The sequence below is a fragment of the Halorubrum sp. GN12_10-3_MGM genome, from assembly GCF_005435235.1.
Taxonomy (GTDB): domain Archaea; phylum Halobacteriota; class Halobacteria; order Halobacteriales; family Haloferacaceae; genus Halorubrum; species Halorubrum ezzemoulense.
The window spans coordinates 55,259-78,156 of record NZ_SGUB01000016.1 but is presented as its reverse complement, the minus strand read 5'-3'; the positions used below and the strand labels follow the sequence as shown (position 1 = coordinate 78,156).

Sequence of the window (22,898 nt, the reverse complement as noted above, 5' to 3'; positions counted from 1 at the left end):
GTATCCGGTAAACGTTATCTGCTCGTCACGGGGTTGATTGTTGCCGCCGACTGTGAGCGGGATGGTATCGCCGTCGACCGCGCTCGCGGTGGAGGCCGAGGCTGGGGCAGTGTTTTCGACGCCCGTCGTATTGATCGTCACGTCAGAGGCGGCGTCGTAGTCCGACAACTGCCACGTGGCAGTCGTTCCCGACGTCGCCGAGTTCATCGACACGTCGACGTGACCACTGAACGTGACCGTGTTGTCCGAGAAGTGAGGAACGTCGAACACGAGGTAGCCGTCGACGTACTCCGCGCTCGCCGTCCACTCGCTGCCGTCCTCGTGCGTTCCGTGAATCGCTCGTGGCCGGTAGCCGAGCGCCTCCCGCAGCTTCCCGGCGTCGAGAGCGACTTCACGACCGGCCGATTCGGTATCGTCCCGCAGCACGACTGCCATCCCGTCGCCTGTGACCGACGCCGTGTCGCCGTCCATCACCGTCGACGCGTGGTCCGCCGTCGTCAGGATGACCTCTAGGGAGTCGGCGTGGTCACTCGCAAGCACGCTGCCCTCCAGTTCACTCGCCGACAGCGCGAGTGTTTCGCCGTCCGGAATGTCCTCGTCGACGTTCCCATCGGGAATCGTGGCCATGCCGCCGGGCACGGCCGCCGCCGAGCCCACAGCCGCGAACGGGACCACTGGCGCGAGCAGGAGCATGACCGCGAGCGCCGCCACGAGCGTCCGCTTCACGAGCGCTCACCTCCGCGAGGCCGCACGCGAACCCCGCGTGCGGGCAGGCCGGTGGTTGCCGCGCCGGCGCGCACGCTCCCGGGGTTCTCAGACGCGATCCCCCGGGGGCACGCACGCGTCGGACTCCGGATACGCGCGCGTATGAACGCTGCCGAGTCGGCGCGCGCCGCCGCGACCGCATGCTCAACGCTCGAACCCGTGCCCTCTGTCGATTCCAACTGTATCATTCGCTCACCTCGCTGAGATCTCGCTGCGCCTTGTCGATGCTCGGTGTGGCCGTCGGCTCGCCGAGTCCGAGCTTCAACACCCCCTCCCCATCGTCGTCGGCTTTGATGTCGCTCCACTGGTAGAGACTGAAGTTCCGCTCGTTGAACATCAGCGCCTGCCCGACCTGCCGGTCAGACATGATGTCGCCGATCATCGGTACTGTCGAGAATCCGTGTGGGATCGACCGCTTCGAGTTCTGTCGCGGGTTCGGTGTCGAGTCGGGCATGTCGACGCGCCACATGTGCTCTTCGCGAACGCGCCAGTTGATCTGGCTCTCCCGATGGATCGTCAGATACACCGAGAACCGCGAGCGCCGGGAGTCTTGCATCAGGTTCCGGAACAGCATCAGCTTCGAGTGCGTCTTGTGTTCGTCCTGCTCGACGCTCGGCGGCACGAGATCTGCCGCCTCGTCGAACATCCACGACCACCATCCGTTCGAGTCTGCGAACTCGATCCGCGCCAGCATGAACGCGAACCACCAGTGCGTTAGCGGCGTCGGATTCTCGTCGGGGGCAGCCGTCCACTCCGGAGTGAACGGGAGCGTCCCCGACACGCGGCTGCTCTCCCGAGTGAGTTCCGAACAGCCGCTAAAACTCGCGTCCGGGTAGACCACGTTGAACGTCCCCTCCGGGTGCGCACCAAGCTGGTCAACCAGATCGAGGACATCGTCGTAGTAGCGCACTGAGCGGGCGATCGCCGTGAGATCGTCGACTGTCTCCGGAGCGCGGGTGTCGTCTTCGAACACCCAGCGGGCGTCGACGCTCGCGTGACGCGGCAGCCACACGGTCGCCCAGTCCGCGAACGGTGTCCACTCTGAGCGGTTCGGCGAGCCGCGCCAGATAACCTTCTCATCGTTTTCGTCCATCAGCCGGCACGACCAGTGCAGGTTATCCGTCGACTTCCCACACCCGCGCTCGCCGACCTTGAGCCAGTCAGTCCCACCCGCCGACGATGTCTCCTCTGCGGGCTTCTCGTGGATGAGCACGTCCGGGTAGACATCGTACTCGAAGCTCTCGGGATCGAACTCCGGGATCCCGAAGCGCATCCGCATCTCGTAGGCGTCAGTCCACCAGTCCGGCGCTGGCTCGTCACCGTCGGGGCGACCCTGTACGGTGCCGTCACCCCAACCGTAGCCCCACCGCTCTGGCGTCCACTGTGCGTCCTCTGTCGTCTTGTCCGTCGTGTTTGGTTGCGTCTTGCTCATGATTATCCCTGGCCGGGCGTCAGCCCATCTGAGGTGTGTGTCGCCAGTTCGCCCGCTTCGAGCCGCTTGATACCGTCAGCGAACGCGGGGAGCAGCTTCGCGACCGCGAACCGCTCGCGGTATTTTCGCGCCAGTTGCGTCGCGTCCCGTGCGCTGTCAGCCTCGACGCGGCCGAGGAAGTGCTCGCGTGCGACGCGATCGCGTCCGACGCGAGCTGGCAGCGACTCTTCGAGCGCGCCGTTCGTCGGCTCGGAGAGATCGTGGAGCCACGACTGTAGCTCCTCGACCGAGTCGAAGCCGCCCCAGAGCCGTTGCAGCGCCGCCCGCTGCTGTCGGTCGGCGACCTGAAACGCTGGCCGCATCGCGACGAAATCCTGTCCCTTCGGGTCGTGCTCCTCGTTGCGGACGTCGTCCGGGTACTCGCCAGCGCTCTTGCGCAGCGCGTTGTACGCGAGGTTGAACGCGGGTAACACGAGCACGCGTTCGAGGCGCTGGCGGTACTCTCGTGCCACATTGAGCGTGATCGGATCGTCCGCGAACGTCTCGCGCTCAGGACCGACCACGAGCGCCGTCAGCAACGTCCGATCCCGGAGTAGGGCGACAGGCTCCCAACGCTCGGTAATGTGACCGAGAGTCCGCACGATCGCGGCCTGATACCACTCGATCGTGACCCGTCGGTTCGGGAAGCCGTCACGTAGACCGTGGTCGAGCTCGCTGTCGGCCGTCGGCTCTAAGAGGACACGCTGGTCGTGTTGGAGTGTCGGAAGCGCCGGCCGGGTCTGACTAGTCGTCATCGGCCACCCCCTTGCGCTCGGTCGTCTCTGGCTCGACATCGAGATCGTCGTCGACGCCGATTTCTGCGGTCGACAGCTCTTTCGTCACCGACTTGTCGAACTTCTGCTCGATGTCGCGCGCTTCGAGCGGCGTCCTCATCCGCTCGCGCCACGCGATGTCGCGGTAGTCGTCGAGCATCTTCGCGTCGGCGTGTTCGCCGGCCTCGAACGCGAGTGACGCCTCCGCCTGTGTGAAGTGGTACGGCGCGGGTTCAGACTCGGCACCGCCGTTCTCGGTTCGGTAGATGAACGGCAGCCCGACGATCGCGCCGAGGACAGCACCGAAGCCGGGGATTCCGAGCATCGCCTCGGCCGCGAACCAGCCGACAGTCGCGCCACCGCCGACCGGCAACACGACTCCCGGGTTCGGCAGCGTCGTTAGCCCGATCCCGGGCACGTCGACCTCTCGCGAGAGTGGGAGCCGCACTAGCTCCGGCGGCTCGTGCACGAGCGCGTCCTGTAGGTCCCACTCGGGATCCAGTTCGATTTCTAGCTCGTACGGCGACTCCTTGCCCTTCTTGTGCGTCTGGATGTCTGAGACGTCGAGTGTCGCCAGCGAGCCACGCAGCCGCGCGATGTACGCCGGGAGCCCCTTTCGGATCAGGACAAGCTCTTGATCAGCCTCACGCCGGAGACCGGTCTTGACGACGTGGTCGACGTACCGCGAATCGTGCGTGTCCTCGCCGCGTGGCGACTTCGCGTTTTCGAGGTCCTGCCGCCGAAACAGGAACTTCTGCAGGTTCGACGGACCAGATCCCTCCAACACGAGTGCGTACGATAGCACGCCGAACACGAGTGCCATGCCCGCGGGCAGCCGCGTCGCGAGGACTGCGCCCTGGAAGGCGAAGAAGCTCGCGAGCAGCGCCACGGGGATGCCGACAGCGATGCCCCACTTCACGAGCCCCCACTGCGGGCCGACGATCGCCTTCTCGTGGTGCCGCCGTCCGAGCGAGCCACCGATCAGCATCGCCGGCAGCGCAAAGATACCGATCTCCCAGAACAATGTCGAGAGGAAGTCACCCCACGAGTTGATGTCGATGCTGCGGGCGGTCGCAATGGTCCGGTGCTCGAAGGTCCATCTTGCGTCCGGATACTCCTCGACCCACATGGTGATCCGCTGGTTCTCGCCGAAACTCGACGGGAGCGGCACCTCCGCCTGATCGTAGCCACGTCCCAGCTGCGTCGAGACCTCCGTCGCCGTCACGTTCTCCGCGACCGGTTCGGTCGTGGTCCCGTTCTCCGTCTGGACCGTGCGGGTGCCGCGCTGCCAGCCGACGACGTTGATCGTCAGCTGCTCGTTCGGGTCGCCGAGTCGGATCGTCTTCAGCGTCACCGCGTTCTGCTGGACCCGAGTGTCTCCGCTGACATACTCCCAGTCCGACGAGCCGAACCCCACGGGTTCATGACGGAGTGTCGCACTCCCGTACGAGCCGAGGAAGCGCATCGACGGCGGCGCACCCTCTTGTGTGGTCCCGCCACCACGGAGCTCGTCGAGCGAGTAGTCAGCGTCGCTCTGCTCGACAGTCGAGTTCGACGGTGATGCCGTGTCTTGGGCCGTGGCGGGTACAACCGCCACGACGGGCGCGATGAGCAGCATCGCCGTCAACGCGGCGAGGAGTATCCGGCGGCGCATCTACGGCAGCACCCCCTGAGCGGACTCTTTCAGCCCGACGAACGTGGAGGTCGCGTGGTCCGGCGCGGCGTAGAACCACACGCCGAGGACCACCGCGATCAGCACGAGCAGTCCGGCGCGCTCGTCGACTTGGATGAACGTCGCCATCAGAGACCACCTCGATGTGCGACTCTCGCCGTGCCGCTATACAATACCACGAGTATCCCGAGCCCGGCCGCGAACGGCCACGTTTCTGGGATGCCTGCGAGATGGACCGCTGCGTAGCCCACCAGCGCCATGAACGCCATGACGCCGACCAATGCTCCGGGGTTGAACACACAGCCCGAGCCAGTGTCACAAGCCTCGTTCGGGCAGGTAACCCGACGGGTGAGCGTCTGTAGTTCAACTATCTCCGAGACCGTCCCGCAGTCCATACAGACCGTGTCATCCGACGCTATCTCGGACCACGACCGGTCAGAGGGGATCGGATCGACGCGATCGAGAACGCGATCGAGAACGGTCACGGCGTGCTCACCTCCCGGAGCCGGCGGTCGGCGCCGTACATGGTCGCGAGCAGTAGCCCGACACACGCCGCGATGTAGGCGAGCGCGACCGGGAGCGCGGCGTCGCCGAGCACCGCACCCGGCGCGGTCCCGAGCAGCACCGATGCACCGGCCACAGCGACCAGCTTCAGCGCAGCTTCGCGATCGTCGAGCGCGTCGCGGAGTTGGTACGGTGCCGTCATTCGCGTTCCTCCTTCTCGATGATCCAGTGAGCAACGACGAGGCCACCGAGCCCGAGCAGCACGGGCTGGGTCGACGAGACGACCGGGCCGCCCGCAACGGGTGCGAGCAGTAGCGCCGCAGCGCCGCCCGCCAGCGCCATGACGGCCTTCGAGCCTGACAGCAGCACCGACGCCGTGCCTGTGTCGCTCGATGTCGACGAGCGGACCACGGGGTCAGCGCCCTCGCCGGCGAAGCGCTCGTAGGTCCAGTACAGCAGCACGACGAGCGACAGGATGCCTCCGATCGCACGCAGATCCGCGACCGGAAGCGCGTCGACCGGTAACGACATCTACAGCCCCCTCCCGCGGGTGACTGATGCCCGCCAGATAAGCGCGATCACCGTCACAATCCCGAAGAACGCGAGGAACTGCCCCTCCGAGATCGTGCCCTGGAGCCCGAGCCAGCCGAGCAGCCCGCCGACGATATGGCCGACCACGACCGGCGCGTCGATCATCCCGATCAGGTCCGCAACGAGTTGGATCAGTTGGTCGCCGATAGTCAGAACGACGCCTGTCATGACGACGATCGCCGAGCCGGAGCGCTCGCCGACGCCCTCGACGACCTCGGTTGCGTCGTCTGCGTCACGCCACTCGTCGAGCGCCCAGTAGATCAACGTCATCACGCCGATGACGCCAACCACGACGCCGAATCCCCAGAGCGTGACAGAGCCAGGGATGCTCATCGCGGGTCACCCCGCATGCGGTACCACTGTTCGTGTTCGCTAGTTGTCGTCATTGTCGAGTCTCTGTTTGAGTTGGTCAGCGAAGCTATCCAGCAGTTTGAGCACGTACACCCCGGCCGCGACCAGCGTCAGCGTCGTCAGCGTGTCTTCAGGGAGCCACGCCACCTCCGGCGCGATCGTGAAGCCGCTGATCGACAGCGCCGTGAACAACGTCCCAATATTCGCGAGGACGACGCTCACAAACGGGTCGAGCCAAGTTACCCCCAGCAGCTGTAGTAAGGCCCCTCCCGCTGCTGTTGCGACCGCGACCGGCTGCGTGAGTATGTCTGTTAGGTCCATTCGTAATCACCCGAAGAGGAACGTCTCAATTCCACTGACGACCGGGATCGCGTCGGCTGTTGCTCGTGCGAGCCGGAGCGAGACGACGATCACGGCATAGCCGATCAGGATGGCTAGTGCTGCGAGCACAAACGGCTGGAGTGCTCCGAACGGCACAGTCAGCGACACAAGGAAGCCTGCCGACTGCGCTAGTGCGTCCTCGATCGGCCCCGTCACCGACCGGAGTGCGGTGGTAAGTGACGCACTCAGCAGATTCAGCGTCCCGATAATCGCCTGAAACGGCTGCGCGATGATGTCGGCGAGGTCGAAGACGAAGCCGAAGATTGCGCCGAGAACAGGCGGGATAATTCGCCCGCGAAGGAACCGCAACGGGTTCGTCGCAAAATCCCGGAGCGTCGAGATAACGGCTAAGCCGCCAAACAGACTCGTCACAACGCTCCGTGCGATGCTTCGGGCGAGTCCTGAGCTGATCCCGCTGCCACCGTCACTGCTCATCACGAATCACCCCGATGGCCCACGCAATCAGGAAGCCGCCGGCCGCGATCAGCACAAGCGAGCCGACAAGCCCCGTCTCGCCGGCGAATTCCACTGCCGACGAGGTGTCAATCCCAGACGTGACCTGTCCGAACGTTCCCTCGACATAGCCGGCGTACGCGTTTGACAGATCGCGCAGCCGGTCGATCACGAGGACGCTCCACAGCTCGCTAATGAGATCTGCCACCGACTCGAAGAAAGATGTGAGTACCGTGCCGAGCCCGAGCAGGCCGACATCGGTCCAGTCGACGCGCTTGCCGTCAGCGTCGCTAATGAATGGGAGCCCGCTATCCCAGAAGTCGTTGCGGGCACTCATCGGTTACCCCTCCTCGGGATCCTCCTCGACGCCGAGGAAGGGGATATCCGTGAAGCTGAACGGGATCAAGTCGCTCGTGTCCTGATTACTGAGGTACAGCGAGACGACGAACGCGCCGACAAAGATGACTCCGAGCGACACTGGGAACGATGCGATGCCGAAGATAGAGACATCGGCGGCCGACGCCTCGGCGCCGGCTTCGATGATATCTGCGGCCCCGTCGCCTAGCAGCGAGTTGACGATCTCGACGAGCCCGCTTCCGAACTCGTTGAGCGGGGAGATAATGACGTTACTAATCGCCTCCACCGCGTTCGCTGCCTGAACGAAAAACGCCGCTATCGGGAGGAACAGCAGCCGCGTGAGTGCGCCGTCGACGTCGTCGACACTGCTGACCTGATTCAGTCGGCTGACCCAGTCCGTGCCGCCCCCAGCCGACCCGGCAGAGGCAGCCATCTCAGATCAGCCCCCGGATGCGGGCCAGCAGTGCGCCACCGAGACCAGCCAGCGCGCCGAACGGCGACAGGATCATATCGATGATCCCGCCGTCGCCCGTGCTGGCGAACTGCCCGGCGCCGCCGATCTGCTGGAGTTCGTTCTTCTCATCATCCGTGACGAGCACGGTCGCGTGGTAGCCAATCTCTTGGCCCGGCTGGATCGTGTCGTCGAGCGTCACCGTGTCGCCCTGCGATACGACCGACCCGAGCACGTCGGACCAACCACTAATCTCGTCAAAATCAGTGTCAGAGGCACCCTCGGCGACCTCAACCGTCTGGTACCGAGTATTCGGCACGGTGATGTCCTGCTTGAGCGTCGCGTTCGCGTACGAAAGGTCGTACGCGGCCGGAAGTTCAAGCCGGTAGTACGCCTCCATCCGGTTCTCGAAGCTCGGGTAGCTTTCAGCCTCGGCGAACGTGACGTTCACCTCGGACTGATCACTCGACAGGTCCGACGCACGGAACTCCATCGGCATTTCGAGGCCGTTGATCTCCGCGTTGTCGAACGTCGAGCCCATCGTATCGAGGGTATAGACCTGAATCTCGCCGGGCTCACTCACGTCGCGGATCGTCTCCGTCTCGAAGTCGTCTTCGTCGTCGGTATCGACACGCTCGTCACCGAGCGACCACTCCGAGGTCTTGTCCGCGTTCAACGCGGAGAGCCGCACATCGGCATCACCGTCCATGACGGCGACCTCGATCGACTGGATCTCCGCCACCGTGCCGTCACCGCTTCCCTGCGTGGTCAGCGCGCCGATCTGCTCTTGGATGACATAGCCCTCGCCAGTACCGGTCGCGATCACGTCATCATCGCTCGCGGTTGCCGACGAGTCGATCGTCGTCGCGACATAGTCGCCGTCACTGTCGACGGCGCGGAGCTCGACAGTTGCGCCCGTGTCGAGCTGGTCTACGTCGAGCATCGCTTGGAGGTAGCGCTTCTGCGCGTCCGAGGTGATCGACACGTCCGAGAAGCTCGCGGTCGCCGTGTCACCGCTCGTCTGCGAGTTCGTCGAAACCTCGAGCGCCTCGACACCCGGCGCGGTCGACGAATCCGAAACCGTCATCGTGCCCGCACTGCCCGACTCGTCGACGATCCACCGACTCTCATTATGGACAGCGCTCACGTTCTCGGTCGAGTGCGGGAACGCAGCGGCGTCAGAAAAGTCGATGTCGGTCGCAACGAAGTGATACGGGTTGACCGTCCCAGAGCCGATGTCATCGACATCCTGACTCTGGTCGACGGTTGCCGGGAGCGAGGCAATCTCGCCGCTATCGTCTTCGTACTGGCCCGGTTCCATCCCGGAGCGGTCGAAGTTCTCGACCGTCACGTCCGCCTCGATGTACGGGTTCTGTGCTGCTCCGGCGTCCTCGTTGAACTCTGGCGCAGCCATCGCCGCCGGCGCGGCCAGCGACGTTACGAGGACCGCCGCAAGCAACGCGGTCAAAAACGTTCGAATTGTTCCGTTCATGCGCTACCTCCGTAGCTGCCGCTGCTGCGAATCTGTGTCATTTGTCTCCGAAAGCGCCCGTTTTCGGCGGGCACGCCGTGCTTCTCAGCCAATTCGACATCGAACGGGTACCGTCCCCGGAACTGTTCGAGGTACTCGGCGAACCGGTCGCCGACCGCCAGCCCGCGAGGGCCGTCGCTCACGGTTCCCGACCACCCCGGATTTTCTCAGTTGCGTCGTTCATCGCTATCTATCGTCCGGAATCGGACGATAGAACGGCTGTAATGTCCCCCTCCGTTGAACCCTCGTCTCAAATGGACCAGAGTAACCTCTCGTCCATGTCAGAGGTATCTTTAAGGGACCCAGACAGTACGGCGCGGATATGCAGAAGCTACAGAACCACGGCGGATCGGGTGTCGTGACGCTCCCGCGCGACGACCTCGAAAAAGATGACCTCCTGGAGGAGGGAGCGCTCCCGGACGAACAGCACCTCGACGTTGATCGGCTCGGGCGACGGACCTACGTGGTTCGGATCCCCGAGGAAGGCGGTGACCTCCCGGAGCTAGCGCAGTGCGAAGTTGTTGAGCGACTCGCCGCGAAGCGAGCGTTAGATCTCAGTGTCGGGCGAAGCGTACCGCAGGCGGACTAATTTCTCTCTGTTGGCACACCTGAAACGCTTAGGCTAATTGTTTCTGGCACATTCGTAGTCAATACAGAGTTCCTGCCTACCGATAGTCATCAACAAATCCGTTAGATGAGTTGTCGTCTACCGCCACGATGGTCGGAGAGATGAGTTCTGCGTCTTCTTCTGAAAGAATCCGTTCGACACACTCATCGCAAAGCCACAATTCGACCGTCTGAGCGTCCCCATCTACAGAAGAGAATCGTAGTAAATAGTCGTCAGAATCTTCTGCGCCGCAGTGAGTACATACCATTTCCGTATTATCAATTGCCCAATTATATAAAAACATACACATTATTTCACACTTCGGAAATGAGATATTCGAACGATTAAGCGTCCAAATTTCATATTCTATTATACTCTAAAGTAAGGCTTCCACAGAGTAGCTCCGTTCCAAGTTCGCGTTTCTATACAAACGCGAAGAACAGGCGGCGAATCCGCCCCGATCACTCTCGAAACCCCGTCCGTCGCAACCTTCATATTTCATGGACATGCGGAGAAGCACGAAATGAGAACAGAGCGAAACCGCGACGGCTCCTGGAACGTCTGGATGTCCCGCGAGGAGTACCAGGCGCTACCCCGAGCTGCCGACTCGTTCCAGCACGAGATCGCGATTCGGTTGATGGGCGACTGCGGACTCCGTGTCGGCGAGGTCCTCGACGTCGAGCCGCGGCACATCTCGCGGATGACCGACGGTCGCCACTACGAGCTCGAGGTCGTCGGCGGGAAGGACACGACCGGCGAGTTCGTCGACGGGAAGCAGCGCGAGACGTGGCTCCCCGTCGACGTCGAGGCGACGATCAACCGCTATGTCCAGACTGAGGAGATCGCGCGGGACGAGTCGCTCGTCGACGTGACGAAGCGCACCGTTCAAAATTGGGTTGAGAAAGCCGCCGTCAGCGCTGCCGAAGAGAGCGGCGATCCAGACTACGAGCGTGTGAGTACCCACGACCTCCGTCGCTGCTGGGCGAACCACTTGCTCGTTGAGGAACACGTCTCCCCGCGGATCGTGATGGCGCTCGGCGGCTGGAGTTCCTACGACGCGATCGAGCCCTACCTCGCGGCGCCGACAGAGAAGAACATCATCGACTCGATGAGCGGGGTAGCGCTGTGAGCAGCGGTCGTGCGGAGCTCACGTCTTCCGGTTTTGCTTGAGCGGCGTTGTTTGTGATCTCCTCCGGGACCCTAGTGTTCGCTCACGATGATGTGACTCTCCCGTTCTAATCGGTTCGCAGAAGGGCCGCTCGTGTCCGACTCTCCATCACTTCCGGGACAGGCGCCTACGAAACACTCCTTTGTTGATGGATTTTAGCGGCCGTGCTGAATACAGCGCGCGAATGTGGCACGAACTGAGGCCAATCTACGGGAGAGAGTGATCGGTCAGTACAGGTGACCCACAGATCGTTCGGTGCGGCGATTGAGTCGGTTTTCACAACTTCTCATAAGTCGTCGAAGTCAGCAACGGTGACCGCCATGCCGAGGAACATCAACCCAAACCCAGCGGCACCTGCCGGGATCGAATTCTGTAGCAGGAATCCCCCTGTGAACGCACTCACACCGCCAACAATAGCTCCACGCTTCCTTGCTGGGGCGGCCTCACGAGAGAGGGAAATAAACCTTTGGCGATGTGCTATCATCATTGAACTCACAGTCACATAGAGCGGTAATAGTGAGATTGTAAGCAAGTGGTCTGTCGCAGCAAATTCTGCGACGGATGCCGTAACTAACAGTCCAACAAGTAGCGACACAGCGTACCGGAGGGCACGATGCATATCTCGAACTGTGGTTACTGCGGATAAAAACTATCTATGTTACATACACTAGCCGACTGGTTTTTTTTTCGGTTATTAAGAAGGCACATTCTATCGGTTAGTTCAGGATTTAGGTGGAGAAAACAACGCAGTTCCGTTGCTAATTACATCCTCTGTATCTCGCAGCGCGGTCTTGCCAATTACGGGAGTTCGTCAAGTACCTGCTGAATAGAGGGCGCGTACTCACCGGTCCTCGACACCGGTCACCGAAGTTTGGTGATTGGCGAGCGGTTCTTACTACACAAGCGGTATGTGAGCGGAGACCCCTTGTGGGATTATGGGCGCTCTCGAACGAATTGCTGCCTCGGACCTGAAACTCAGGGTCGTCATCGGTGGGGCAGCAGTAACCTTTGCGACCATCTTCGCCGGACTCTCGTTCGGATTACAGTCGACAACAGGGCTGGCCCTCGGAGTCGTAGTCGGCATCATTGCTTCGTTTGCTGTGGGGTATCTCCTTCTCCAGTTGGTGGCGTGACTCCCGCCACCATCGGATACTCGCTTAACTGGAGACCAGTCAAAGAAGAGAATTCGGGCTGCTGAGTATACGCTCTATATGCAGCACGCTATTCTTGTCAGGTGAAGGGAGTCCCCCCGGCTCAGTGTCTAATTTAAACTGAAGGGGCTACTCGCCAGTTGGGCGAGAAGGATGTGCTAATCGCCCGCCTTTCAGTCCTTCCGGTAGAACACTGCGGTATTGGAATTCACCTCTCGGTGCCAGTATACTACCAATTAATACCGAAGTGAATCTGTTTCACGTTGGCATACACACCTCGTGTAAAGTCATTCCAGTCGGCGATCTGAAATCGCTGTGTTGTATATTCGTGTGGATCTTCTGGCTGGTCCCAGTCGCGCAGGAAAGCACGTAATCTGGAGTAATTGGTGATAGGGGCGGCCCCATCGATACTAAATCTGTTCTCCAAAAGTTCTCGCTTCCCGTAAAATGGGTTCGCACAAATAGCACCATCAATACTAGCTTCAGATTCAATGTCAAGGTCAACAGTTCTAGTTGTACGCTCCACGAGGTCTACAGGAATGTCGTCAGGGCTTGGGAGTCCCTGAGGATCGATCTCTACACCCTTCGCTGTGCTGAGTCTCATTTTACTCTGCTCAGAAAACTCAACTAACGGCCGAACATCAACTGGCTGACCGTCAATTAGGAAGTTCACTGTTAAATGTCGATACCCAGGTCCCGAAGTGAACGGTGCCGCGTAGATGAGTACGCTTGATTCAGGGTATTCGACATCAAGATCAGAAATAAGAACTGCTTGATCATGGTCGTACAGCTCTAACTCATAACCAGAGTCTTCCACCTCCAAGTAGCGACTTTCACGGTTGCGAAGGTTTGCTACGAAGTTCTCATAGCCACTACCGATCCAAGCTCCGTTTGACTGATTGATTGTGAAACGGCAGTCCGGTCCAGACAGGTCAAATAAACCCTCTAATACAGAGAACACGTGTTCAGCACGTTCCTCGGAGATGTAATCAAGCTGTGCTACTACCCTGTAGGGTTTATTCGGGAAATAGTGCGGCGTGAATAAACACAATTCGGATATGTGCCCATCAGGGCATTCAATAAAATAATTTGAAGTCTCACCTTCTGAATCGGGGAGCCTCAGTAGTCTCTCTTCATCATCTTTGGAGTTACCATTAATCTGATCTCTATAGTGAATCTGTACTTCGTGGCCACTGAGGTATCTCACCTCTGTTTGTCTCCGAACTGGGAATAGCGGTTCCTCAATTTTCTCATGTTCGTAGCTTAGCAGTTCTTCCGTGGATTCAACTATGATTGCCAGTTGTGACTTCCCGTCGATCTCTAGAATTTCTGTAGAAAAATCCGGCACAGGTTCCACAACATGACTAAGAACATCAGAGACGGATCGAGCTATCTTATCAGTGGATTCGATATTTTCCAGCCCGTCTGGCTGCCCGTGAGCATCTTCCCGGACCCCCAGAACAATAGAACCTCCCGCAGCGTTAGACATCGCAGCAATCTCTTTTGTAACCTTACGAGGAGCAACTTCTTTTGACTTATATTCAATCCGCTCTCCCTCCGGTTTCCCCCTCCTGATTGCTTCTTCCAGATCCATTGTCGTAGTGCTAGTTCAGATTCAACTTAACATTACGTGCCACAGGTGAAATCAGAATTTGAGCCTCAGATACCTCCACAAGAGAATCTCTAAACAGGTAGCCCTGAGGACGATCTGTCTTATACTGATCTCGCCATCCGGAACCATCCGGAACACCCCGAGTTCACTTTATATACCTCGGCAAGAGTCCTCGGTGGTGTGATAAACAACGGATCCGTCTTCGAAGACGACCACCTCCCCGATCCGATTGTCGGCCGGAACAGCCACATGAACGAGGTCACCGACGCGCTCGCGCCGATCGAAGACGGCCAGCGCGCCGAGAACTGCTTCCTATTCGGTCCCTCCGGCGCCGGGAAGACGACCGTCGCGAGGGCCGCCGTTCGCGAGCTCCGGCGCGAGGTCCTCGACGTCCCGTACGCCTACGTGAACTGCTGGCGGGACTACACGCGGAACGCCGTCCTCGAACGACTCTCCCACAACCTCGTCGGGACGACCGTCCCGCGCTCCGCGTCGACGTCGACGCTGCTCGATCGCGTCCATCGCGACTTCAACGGCCCGGGCGTCGTCATCCTCGACGAGGTCGACCAGCTGCGCGAAACCGAACTGCTCTACGACCTTCACGAGTTCCGCGGGCTCTCGTGGATCGGCATCGCGAACGACGAGGTCGACCTGCTCGCCGACCTCGATGAGCGCGTTCGCTCTCGCGTTTCAGTCGGCTACCGCGTCACGTTCGACCGCTACGGCGAGGACACGATCGCGGAGATCGTCCGGCTCCGAGCTCGCGCCGGACTCGGACCCGGCGCCGCCAGCGACGAGGTCTGCGAGACGATCGCGCGGCTCGCCGACGGCGACGCACGCATGGGGATCACGACGCTCCGGGCGGCGGCGCGGAAGGCGAGCAGCGAGGGGCTGTCGAACATCCCGCGGCGACTCGTCGAGGACTCGATCTCCGAGGCGGAGCAGGAGATCGCGCGGAAGACGTACTCGAAGCTGAACGATCACCAGCGCGTCGTCGTCGACGTGCTCCAAGAGGATGGACCGCTGATCCAGCGCGAGCTCCACGAGCGATACTCCGAGCGCCACGACGACCCAGTTAGTCTGCGGTACTTCCGTGACACACATCTCTCGAAACTGGAGCACTACGACCTCGTCGAGACAGAAAGCCGGGCCGGGAAGAAACTCTACAGTCTCTCAAAGTCCGCTAGTATCGGCCGTGTAGCGCATCCTTAGCCGACGCCCTATTTCAGGGGCAAAAACCGTTCTGAAGCCCCGATTACACGTTCCAGAGTACCCAGCAGCCTAGGTAACTCACAGCCAGTTTCTTATCGGCGCACGTGAAAGTCGGGCGTAATGTCGGCCTCCGGCTCACAGACTGAGTTCGACTTTGACGACTTCGACACCGACGTCTCCCGAACGGACGAGGATGCTGTCATTGACGCGATCGCCGAATCCATCAGCAGGATGCGCGATCAGATCGACGACGACGATCTCGATGGGATTCTGCGATCAACGCCTGCTCCGTACAATTTCAAGTCCAAGTACACCACCGACCAGCTGGATCCCGAACCGTTCACGAAGGCACGGGTAATCGAGCCCCTGCTTGAGACACTTGGCTACGACGACTACGGATACGAAGCGGGTGATTTCTCTGACACGCGTGGCGAACAGGCGGACTACGCGATCTCGCTTCGTGACGTCGCCAGCGTCGACTCCTCACGGCTCCTGATCGAAGCGGAACCGCTCAACAAGCCCCTCGAAGATCGCGGGCACGGACTTGATCAGGTGAAGTCGTGGCTCAGCCAGCGCGAGTTCGAGTCCGACTACGGGTTCGCGACGGACGGCATCCGCTGGATCTTCGTCCGGTACGACGCCGACTCGTACACGCACAGCGTCATCTCCGACGTTAATCTCCGTCCTGTTTTCCAGCGACTCCACCAGAACGCGTCGACGACGAACGACCCTGCGACCGAGGTCGTCACCGACGAGGAACGCGAGCTCGTCGCGGAGCTGGTGCGGACGTTCGCGAACACGAATTTCCGCTCCATTATCGACGACGCGCAGGACGTCATCAAGGAGAAGCAGGAGGCCGTCACCGACGAGTTCTACGACGACTACATCAAGTACGTGTTCGGAGTCGCAGAGGGCGAAGACGAGCGCCGAGCTCGGAGCCTCGTCGGCGACGGCGTCATGCCACCGGACGATGCCGACGGTGACGACACACGGTTGTTCTCTGTCGACTTGATGAATCGGCTCATCTTCATCAAGTTCCTCGAAGACAAGCGCATCGTCCGGCCGGACTTACTGCGCACCATCCTCGATACCTACGAGAGCGGCGTGTACCCCCAGACGATGTACAAGTCGTTCTTCGACCCGCTGTTCTACGATGTCTTCAACGAGAAGGAAGACCAGCGGGAGTCGCACATCGAGGACATCGACCTCTACAGCGAGATTCCGTATCTCAATGGCGGCCTGTTCCGGCCGGAACTCAGCAACGACTCCGATGTCGACGAGCGCGGATTCAACGTCCGAGACAGCGTCCTCGAATCGATCATCGAGCTCTTAGAGCGCTACCAGTTCTCCGTCGACGGTGGGCCGACAGACATCGACCCGAGCGTCCTCGGTTCGGTGTTCGAGAAGACGATCAACTATCTCACCACTGATCCCGGCGATCAGAACGCCGACCTAGGCGCTTACTACACTCCAAAAGAGATCACCCGGTTCAGTGCTGAGCAGACGGTTCGTCCCGCACTCAAGGAACGATTCGAGCGCATCTTGGTCGAGGATCGGGGGTGGCCCGAAGCTGAGATCAAACAGTACGACACGCTCTACGAGCTCATCGACGGACTCGCTGCATCGACAGATCTCATTACGACGTTGCTCGACGACGTCGACGAGTTCTATGTCGTAGACCCGTCGATGGGGTCGGGACACTTCCTCACGTCCGTCGTCGAGGAGATCACCAATGTCCGCCAAGAGCTGTGGACGGCGATCGACCAGACACCGAGCCGGCACCGCGTGAAACAGACGACGGTACAGGAGAACATCTACGGCGTCGATATCATGGAGCCTGCCGTCGAGATTGGGAAGCTACGATTGTGGCTCTCGATTGTCTCCGAGCTGGAGGCAGAAGACGTCGATAACTTGAGTACTGAGCAGCTGGCGTTGCCGAACATCACGTTCAACGTCCGTCAGGGGAACTCGCTGATTGGCTACGTCGGGTTTCAAGAAGAGACAGAAGATGGATTAGCAACATTTGAGCAGTGGACAGAAGATAGTGTCCGCTCGCGATATGATGATGTCATTGAAGAAATCGAACTCCATGAGGAGTACAGTGCTTTCCCGGAGAAAGCTGAAAAGCATCGAGAGAATGCACTCAAATTATTAGACGAATACCGAGAAGATCTTAATGAAGACATACTCGCTGACTTCCGTGATATTGTTGATAATGTTTCTGAGAGCGACTTACAGAACTACGATCCCTTCCACTGGGTACTAGAATTTGCTGAGGTGTTCAATGCCGGCGGATTCGATGTTATTGTTGGAAATCCCCCATGGGATGTATTGACAACAGATCGAGAGGAGTTCTTTGCTCGCTATGATCCGCGGTTTAGAACTCGAACGCAGAGTGAGAAGGATGAGATAGAAAATGAACTACTGGAGGATGAGGAGATCCAGACTGATTTCAACGCATACAAGCAAAGCATGCGACACAGGGCAGATTACTTTAATGGCTCAGATGTTTATCAACTCCAAACCCCCAAAATAGCCGGGAAAACGGTCTCAAACAACCAAAACGAACTATCTGCCTTATTCCTTGAGAGAATATATTCACTTGCTGCAGACGAGGGTTACGTCTCACAGGTATTACCTGGAACTATTTTTTCTGGATCAAATACAAAAGATATTCGCCTTCACCTACTTGATGAAACAGATGTACAATCGATAATTGGATTTGAGAATCATGGAATATTTGAATCTATTGACAATCGATATAAATTTGCTGTCACCACATTCAAAAACTCTGGAAGTACCGATGTCCTTCAGGGCACATTTCAGCAACGGGACCTTGGCATACTCAAAAACTTTAAACAGCATACAATTGAGATCCCGAGAACTGTTCTTAGAGAATTTTCACCACAGTCGGGGGTGTTCCCTTTCGTAACAAAACAAGAGGAAGTAGATACCTTATATAGAATTCTTCAAAATCCGTCTATTGGTGAGGATATAGAGGGAACCTGGAAAATAAATCCGTACTCAGAGGTACATCGTTCAAAAGATTCTGAATATCTATTTGAGGATGAATCGCGTGGTGACTATCCTATCTATGAGGGAAAGAACATTTATCAATTTTCATACGATAACGAATACTTCGATATTGGAGACATATCCATCTGGGGCATTTCGGAGGAAAAAAATCAGGACCAGAGCGCTAAAGCAATGATCCGAGGAAAGGGAGTACGTAATCTCAAACGGTCGATTTATGATGAAATGGGAGGAAATAAAACAAGCAAATCCCAAGTTCAATTTGTAAATGATCTTCTAGAGCGTGAGCGTGGTGAACCGCTATCCGACAAAGATGTCCTACTTGACTGTACTACATATCGAATCGCAGTTCGGGAGGTAGCAAGGGCGAATGATGAAAGAACGCTCATTGCGTCGGTGATCCCCAAAGGTTCAGTCGCTGTCCATACTGTTCACACTATTCGCCCCTACGATATTGAACCTGAGAAAGAAGATCTGGAAGCTGTACCACTACACGGTGTATACGAACGTAGGTTCTCCGACAAAGAGCTGTTTGTGGCCCTTGGATTGTTGAATAGTATTCCGTTTGACTTCCTAATGAGAACAAAAGTTGAGAGCCATATTGTCATGTACAAGCTCAGAGAATCACAGATGCCACGTCTAACTGAGGGTGACAACTGGTTCGAACACATCTGGACACGAGCTGCGAAACTCAACTGCTACGGTGATTCGTTCGCCGAGATGCGCGATCGGCTCGACCTCGAAGCTGCGACGTCACCGGATGAGCGCGAACGAATTCAGGCGGAGCTCGACGCTGGTGCGTTCCACGCATATGGTCTCGACCGTGAGCAAACAAAGTTCGTGCTTGACGACTTCTACCAAGTACAAAATCCGCGCCGCATGACTGACGAGTACTTCGATCTTGTGCTTGAGAAGTACGACGAGTTTTCGGCTTAGGTACTTACCAAAGGATCCCTACTGTCTTCACCCCAATTGGATGGTAAGCGCCGAAGAATTATCTTTGTGTTTTATTTATACTCGAATGATATTTCGGACATGCCGAACGGGATTGGACTCTCTGCGACTGAAGATACGGTCGAACAGGTTCTCACCCGAAACTACCGTTACACTGTTCCGGACTACCAGCGTCGCTACTCGTGGCAGGAAGAACAGTGGGGGGCGTTGTGGGCTGATCTAAACTCAATCCGGTCTGACTCAACGCACTTTTTGGGTTCAATTGTACTCATTGAGCGCTCAAGTGGCCTGAATGAACTGAACAAACTGGAGATTGTTGACGGCCAACAGCGGATCGCAACGATCACTGTCCTTCTGTCGTTGATGCGGGAGAAGTACTACGAGTTAGAGGAGTCAGGGCAGGCAGAGGATATCGAGAACAAGTATCTCAAGAAGCAAGACCTTGATCTGAACGAGTACCAGAATCTCACTCTCAGTACGTTTGACAACCCCAACCTAGAGAAGGTGATCGAGCGGAAATACGAGAAGATGGATGAAGGGCAACTGCGTGAAGCTGTCCAGTTCTACGCAAGCAAGCTCGATGATTTGGACACTGAGGAACTGGATGAGTTGAGAAAACGGCTCTTAGCGTCAGTTACACTTGTATCGATCCGCTGTGAGGGAGAACAGTCTGCGTTCCGCCTATTCGAGACACTGAACGATCGGGGAATGGAACTCTCATCGGTCGATCTGATGAAGAACTATACGTTTAGTAAGGCTGCGAGTGCCCCCGATTCAGAGATTGACTACGAGCAGGTACAGAACGACTGGGAGCGACTCATCAAGACACTCATGCCGAACATGAGTCAACCGAGTCGCTTCTTCCGACATTATATCATGTCTGCGTCAGAGCCGAATTACGATGGCGACGTCTCTGACTACAAACTGTACGATGAATACCAGAAGATTGTCGACTCCAAGCTTCCTGAAGCAGGAATCTCGTTGAATGAGTATGTTTCTGAGTTGGCTGACAAGGCAGAGCTCTACGCAAAGATTCTCAATCACGAAATCGACATGTACGATGATGCGGGCAACAAGGCAATTAATTCCAAGCTTGAAGATTTAGATATCATCAACTCTGTTCAGGCGAGGACACTCATGCTGCGTGTCTTTGAAGAATATAATACGGCAAATAAGGTAATGGAGAGTCTACTTCTCCTCGAAAGCTTCCTGATGCGCTGGAAGGTATCCAGCTATCCGACTGGTGGAGAACTTGATCGGATTTACTCCCGGATTTGCTCTGAAGCCTTTGAGAAAGAAAACTCGATCCGCGAGGTCTACAGTGTGCTCTGTTGAATAGCGGTGGTTGGGCAAAGAATGTAGATATGAATCGACTCGTCAACTGATGAGCCGTGTGGTCTCAAAGCCGGTGTCGGTAGACTGGTCCTCAACAACCGCTATTCAACACAGCACTACAGTGGACTTTTAGATCGGTGCCCCAGTGACGAGGAGTTCATCGCGTCGATTGAAAATAAGCGAGTGCGGCTAAACGACCGGACGAGCTATATCCTCAAACGGCTTGAGATGGACTACTACGATGGCCCAGAAGTGAATCTTGACGAGCTAGACCGCGAGCACATTGCGCCAAGAGCCTCCTTCACAGCAAAAAAATACAGTGCGTGGCCCTCTACACTCGGTACTACGGAAGCTCAATTTGAACAGTTCCGAGATAAACTAGGTAACCTCACGTTACTTGAGACAGACAAGAACATATCTATCGGCGCGGATCCATTTGAAAAGAAGAAAGAGGCATATGCTGGGTCAAAACTGAGTATGAACCAGCAGCTCTGTGATGATTACGAAAACTGGAGTACTGATGAGATCGAACAGCGGACTTCTGAATTGGCAAATGCGATGGTTCAAATCTGGAATCTAGATGTCTGACCACTGGTTGAGGAAATAAACGGTTTAGAACCAAATTCAATGAACAGTAGGAGACGTGTTCACAACAGCGACATGCGTGCGGTATATTCAGCATGGCGTCTCTGTTGAATACCTAACAGGTAACACATTTTGATTTAGATGTGCTCAATATAAGATACTCAAGAATCGCTCAGTATAGGTAACTCACCTACCGGTAAGGCAAATTAATCCTTCATATACCTGTTAGAATTCCTATATTAGTGAACGTATTTTACTTATTCTCTAACTTCTTGATACGGTCTTGTAGGGATTTTATCTGAACAAATCCTACGACAGCAGTTAGAAACCATAGGATATAGACCACATTTAGTGAAAATCCAAGGGGTAGCGGGTGAGTTCTTGTCTGTGCGTCATTTCCGAGGAAAACAAGTTGACCGAAGAAGAAATTCAATGACGAGGAGATTAACCCCAACACATCGGGGCCAACAGCTACTGTAATTGGCAACAGTAAGATTGTTTGTATAAACGCATGGCGTCGTTCAAACCAACGCCATATCCAACCGAGGGAGAGTACGAGAAATTTCGCTGCGCCGACAAACGTCTGATAAAGGTAATCTGAAGCGGTCCGTTGCCGTTGGGTTTGTTTTTCATCTTCTATCTCAGTTTCCTCACTCATAATTAGTTGAATATTATTTTCTAGCTACAAGAATAGTAGTATATGTCGTTACATCTCGCGACTAGTTCGCGCTTTGTATCCTGTCTGGATATCAGAACACCCCCTTGAATTGGTATACCCCTCTTTGGTCAATTTTTACTCTTCATCAACCGGAGTGTTAATCGAAGACATCTCTGAAAGAGAATTTTCAGCAGACCTAACATGACTGCGGTAAGGTGTCATCTAGAGAGACTGACCATCCGGAACAGCATCCGGAACCCGCATAACCGCGTCACGTCTCCGAGTTTCGAACCATCCGGAACCGTCTGGAACACCCTGTGGGACTCTCAAGAGGAACAACTGACCACCGCAAGGTATGGCCTCGAAGCCACCCGTCCACGGTAGTAGCGCACACACCGAAGAGTTCGTCATCGACCTCGTCGCTGAGGGCATCGAGAACGCACGCGGACCGAACAGCGCGGGCATCGTCGTCAGCGTCGACGCGAACCACACGCTCCGCATTGAGATCGAGGCGGCGAACGAACTGAACTGGGAACTCGACGCGCGGATCGCCAACGGCTCGCTGGAGATCGGCCGCGCGTTCAACGACGGCGACGGCGTTCCCGACGACGTGATTCCAAATTGGGTCAAGCGCGTCGGCGGGGTAGTCGTCGACCGGATGGAAGAGGGGCGCGTGTGACCGCGTCAGCGATGCTCGTCGATCCAGCGACACAGTGCGGAGACTATCTCCGGCCCGGTGAATCGCTGCTGGACCACAATTACGCCGTCTCGTCACCGTCGTCGAACCACGGGACGTCAGGCACGGGCACCTCGTCCGGGGCCTCGTCTGTGACTGGCTCGCCGGCCTCGCCGGTGTGGAGAGCAACCGCCTCGTCGAGCATTTCCAGCGCCTCCTCGCGGGTGTCGCCGCAGGAGGCGACGCCGAGATCCTCGTCGATTGCGGACCAGCCACCCTCCTCTTCCTCGATCAGGCGGATCTCGCGGCCACTACTCATGGCCGGTAGTAGCGATGACCTCGGAATAAGCGTTCTGTCGCTACGAGTCGGCGTCAGAGAGGAAATCGCGGCCATCGTCGGTCAGCCACCACGCTGGGTTCCTCCCTACCTTCTTGAAGTCGAGCAGTTCCTCATCAGCAAGCGTGTAGAGTCGTTTCCGGGTACCCTGCTTAGAGAAATCGAGGTACTCAGCTACCTCGTTCGTCGTCAAAAAGTGGTCTGGAGACTGCTCGAAGAAACGGAGAATCTCCTTGTCGCTCACAGTCTCCTTGCGACCTGCCATTACCC

Annotated in this window: 26 protein-coding genes and 1 pseudogene; 8 read left to right on the top strand and 19 right to left on the bottom strand. The window is 57.5% G+C overall.

All coding sequences use genetic code 11. From position 1 onward, the window contains the following. From EXE47_RS12525 to EXE47_RS12460, 15 genes and pseudogenes are all read right to left on the bottom strand, one after another. Window positions 1-726 (bottom strand): annotated as a pseudogene (locus EXE47_RS12525) (hypothetical protein); the annotation flags it as partial. A gap of 223 nt (window positions 727-949) precedes the next feature. After that, the gene (locus tag EXE47_RS12520) at window positions 950-2,197 is read right to left on the bottom strand and encodes a hypothetical protein (RefSeq protein ID WP_137708389.1); all 1,248 of its coding nucleotides are present in this window, start codon (window positions 2,195-2,197) and stop codon (window positions 950-952) included. A 2-nt stretch (window positions 2,198-2,199) separates the two neighbouring features. Continuing rightward, window positions 2,200-2,991, bottom strand: a complete 792-nt coding sequence (locus tag EXE47_RS12515) for a hypothetical protein (protein ID WP_137708388.1) — start codon at window positions 2,989-2,991, stop codon at window positions 2,200-2,202. Then, entirely contained in the window at window positions 2,981-4,663 is a 1,683-nt protein-coding gene (locus EXE47_RS12510) for a hypothetical protein (protein WP_137708387.1), read from the bottom strand. Before EXE47_RS12510 ends, EXE47_RS12515 begins: the two co-directional genes overlap by 11 nt. Continuing rightward, entirely contained in the window at window positions 4,664-4,810 is a 147-nt protein-coding gene (locus tag EXE47_RS18470) for a hypothetical protein (protein WP_158293609.1), read from the bottom strand. Beyond that, window positions 4,810-5,166 carry a hypothetical protein gene (locus tag EXE47_RS12505; protein WP_137708386.1) on the bottom strand — a complete coding sequence of 119 codons (357 nt, stop codon included), beginning with the start codon at window positions 5,164-5,166 and terminating at the stop codon, window positions 4,810-4,812. The genes EXE47_RS18470 and EXE47_RS12505 overlap by 1 nt, the downstream gene beginning before the upstream one ends. Then, complete coding sequence (locus EXE47_RS12500) at window positions 5,163-5,387, bottom strand: hypothetical protein (protein ID WP_137708385.1); 225 nt, start codon at window positions 5,385-5,387, stop codon at window positions 5,163-5,165. The genes EXE47_RS12505 and EXE47_RS12500 overlap by 4 nt, the downstream gene beginning before the upstream one ends. Further along, window positions 5,384-5,716: a hypothetical protein gene (locus tag EXE47_RS12495; protein WP_137708384.1), complete on the bottom strand. Its 333-nt coding sequence runs from the start codon at window positions 5,714-5,716 to the stop codon at window positions 5,384-5,386. The genes EXE47_RS12500 and EXE47_RS12495 overlap by 4 nt, the downstream gene beginning before the upstream one ends. After that, entirely contained in the window at window positions 5,717-6,109 is a 393-nt protein-coding gene (locus tag EXE47_RS12490) for a hypothetical protein (RefSeq protein WP_137708383.1), read from the bottom strand. It abuts the gene before it with no gap. Between the two features lie 39 nt (window positions 6,110-6,148). Beyond that, the gene (locus EXE47_RS12485; RefSeq protein WP_137708382.1) at window positions 6,149-6,448 is read right to left on the bottom strand and encodes a hypothetical protein; all 300 of its coding nucleotides are present in this window, start codon (window positions 6,446-6,448) and stop codon (window positions 6,149-6,151) included. A 6-nt stretch (window positions 6,449-6,454) separates the two neighbouring features. After that, complete coding sequence (locus EXE47_RS12480) at window positions 6,455-6,943, bottom strand: hypothetical protein (protein ID WP_137708381.1); 489 nt, start codon at window positions 6,941-6,943, stop codon at window positions 6,455-6,457. Further along, on the bottom strand, window positions 6,933-7,298 hold the full coding sequence (locus EXE47_RS12475; protein ID WP_137708380.1) for a hypothetical protein: 366 nt from the start codon (window positions 7,296-7,298) through the stop codon (window positions 6,933-6,935). Before EXE47_RS12475 ends, EXE47_RS12480 begins: the two co-directional genes overlap by 11 nt. Window positions 7,299-7,301: 3 nt before the next feature. Next, complete coding sequence (locus tag EXE47_RS12470) at window positions 7,302-7,751, bottom strand: hypothetical protein (protein ID WP_137708379.1); 450 nt, start codon at window positions 7,749-7,751, stop codon at window positions 7,302-7,304. A 1-nt stretch (window position 7,752) separates the two neighbouring features. Beyond that, a complete protein-coding gene (locus tag EXE47_RS12465; RefSeq protein ID WP_137708378.1) occupies window positions 7,753-9,261 on the bottom strand; it encodes a hypothetical protein in 1,509 nt (502 codons plus the stop codon). Next, window positions 9,258-9,443, bottom strand: a complete 186-nt coding sequence (locus EXE47_RS12460) for a hypothetical protein (RefSeq protein WP_137708377.1) — start codon at window positions 9,441-9,443, stop codon at window positions 9,258-9,260. The genes EXE47_RS12465 and EXE47_RS12460 overlap by 4 nt, the downstream gene beginning before the upstream one ends. Window positions 9,444-9,622: 179 nt before the next feature. Between EXE47_RS12460 and EXE47_RS12455 the strand changes: the two genes are divergently transcribed. The 3 genes from EXE47_RS12455 (at window position 9,623) to EXE47_RS12445 (ending at window position 12,208) form a co-directional block, all read left to right on the top strand. Next, window positions 9,623-9,889 (top strand): hypothetical protein, encoded by a 267-nt coding sequence (locus EXE47_RS12455; protein ID WP_137708376.1) that lies wholly within the window; start codon window positions 9,623-9,625, stop codon window positions 9,887-9,889. 541 nt (window positions 9,890-10,430) lie between these two features. Then, window positions 10,431-11,036 carry a site-specific integrase gene (locus tag EXE47_RS12450; protein WP_137708375.1) on the top strand — a complete coding sequence of 202 codons (606 nt, stop codon included), beginning with the start codon at window positions 10,431-10,433 and terminating at the stop codon, window positions 11,034-11,036. A gap of 974 nt (window positions 11,037-12,010) precedes the next feature. Next, the gene (locus EXE47_RS12445; protein WP_094553699.1) at window positions 12,011-12,208 is read left to right on the top strand and encodes a hypothetical protein; all 198 of its coding nucleotides are present in this window, start codon (window positions 12,011-12,013) and stop codon (window positions 12,206-12,208) included. A 247-nt stretch (window positions 12,209-12,455) separates the two neighbouring features. Here the strand turns inward: EXE47_RS12445 and EXE47_RS12440 are convergent, their stop codons facing one another. Then, window positions 12,456-13,820 (bottom strand): helix-turn-helix domain-containing protein, encoded by a 1,365-nt coding sequence (locus EXE47_RS12440; RefSeq protein ID WP_137708374.1) that lies wholly within the window; start codon window positions 13,818-13,820, stop codon window positions 12,456-12,458. Between the two features lie 267 nt (window positions 13,821-14,087). On the opposite strand from EXE47_RS12440, the gene EXE47_RS12435 reads away from it, so the two are divergent. The 4 genes from EXE47_RS12435 (at window position 14,088) to EXE47_RS12420 (ending at window position 20,960) form a co-directional block, all read left to right on the top strand. Continuing rightward, window positions 14,088-15,050, top strand: a complete 963-nt coding sequence (locus tag EXE47_RS12435; RefSeq protein WP_241997583.1) for a Cdc6/Cdc18 family protein — start codon at window positions 14,088-14,090, stop codon at window positions 15,048-15,050. 120 nt (window positions 15,051-15,170) lie between these two features. Beyond that, a complete protein-coding gene (locus EXE47_RS12430; protein WP_137708372.1) occupies window positions 15,171-19,019 on the top strand; it encodes an Eco57I restriction-modification methylase domain-containing protein in 3,849 nt (1,282 codons plus the stop codon). Window positions 19,020-19,118: 99 nt separating this feature from the next. Further along, window positions 19,119-20,372 (top strand): DUF262 domain-containing protein, encoded by a 1,254-nt coding sequence (locus EXE47_RS12425; protein WP_137708371.1) that lies wholly within the window; start codon window positions 19,119-19,121, stop codon window positions 20,370-20,372. Between the two features lie 33 nt (window positions 20,373-20,405). Next, window positions 20,406-20,960: an HNH endonuclease family protein gene (locus EXE47_RS12420; RefSeq protein ID WP_137708370.1), complete on the top strand. Its 555-nt coding sequence runs from the start codon at window positions 20,406-20,408 to the stop codon at window positions 20,958-20,960. Window positions 20,961-21,210: 250 nt separating this feature from the next. Here EXE47_RS12420 and EXE47_RS12415 read toward each other — a convergent pair whose 3' ends face one another. Continuing rightward, window positions 21,211-21,615, bottom strand: coding sequence for a hypothetical protein (locus tag EXE47_RS12415; RefSeq protein WP_137708369.1), 405 nt, complete (start codon window positions 21,613-21,615; stop codon window positions 21,211-21,213). 355 nt (window positions 21,616-21,970) lie between these two features. Here EXE47_RS12415 and EXE47_RS12410 point away from each other — a divergent pair, with 355 nt between their 5' ends. Beyond that, the gene (locus EXE47_RS12410) at window positions 21,971-22,294 is read left to right on the top strand and encodes a hypothetical protein (protein ID WP_137708368.1); all 324 of its coding nucleotides are present in this window, start codon (window positions 21,971-21,973) and stop codon (window positions 22,292-22,294) included. 79 nt (window positions 22,295-22,373) lie between these two features. On the opposite strand, the gene EXE47_RS12405 is transcribed toward EXE47_RS12410, so the two are convergent. Together EXE47_RS12405 and EXE47_RS12400 are read right to left on the bottom strand one after the other, a co-directional pair. Beyond that, the gene (locus tag EXE47_RS12405; RefSeq protein ID WP_137708367.1) at window positions 22,374-22,610 is read right to left on the bottom strand and encodes a type II toxin-antitoxin system HicB family antitoxin; all 237 of its coding nucleotides are present in this window, start codon (window positions 22,608-22,610) and stop codon (window positions 22,374-22,376) included. Window positions 22,611-22,650: 40 nt separating this feature from the next. Beyond that, window positions 22,651-22,893: a hypothetical protein gene (locus EXE47_RS12400; RefSeq protein ID WP_137708366.1), complete on the bottom strand. Its 243-nt coding sequence runs from the start codon at window positions 22,891-22,893 to the stop codon at window positions 22,651-22,653. Window positions 22,894-22,898 lie beyond the last annotated feature (5 nt).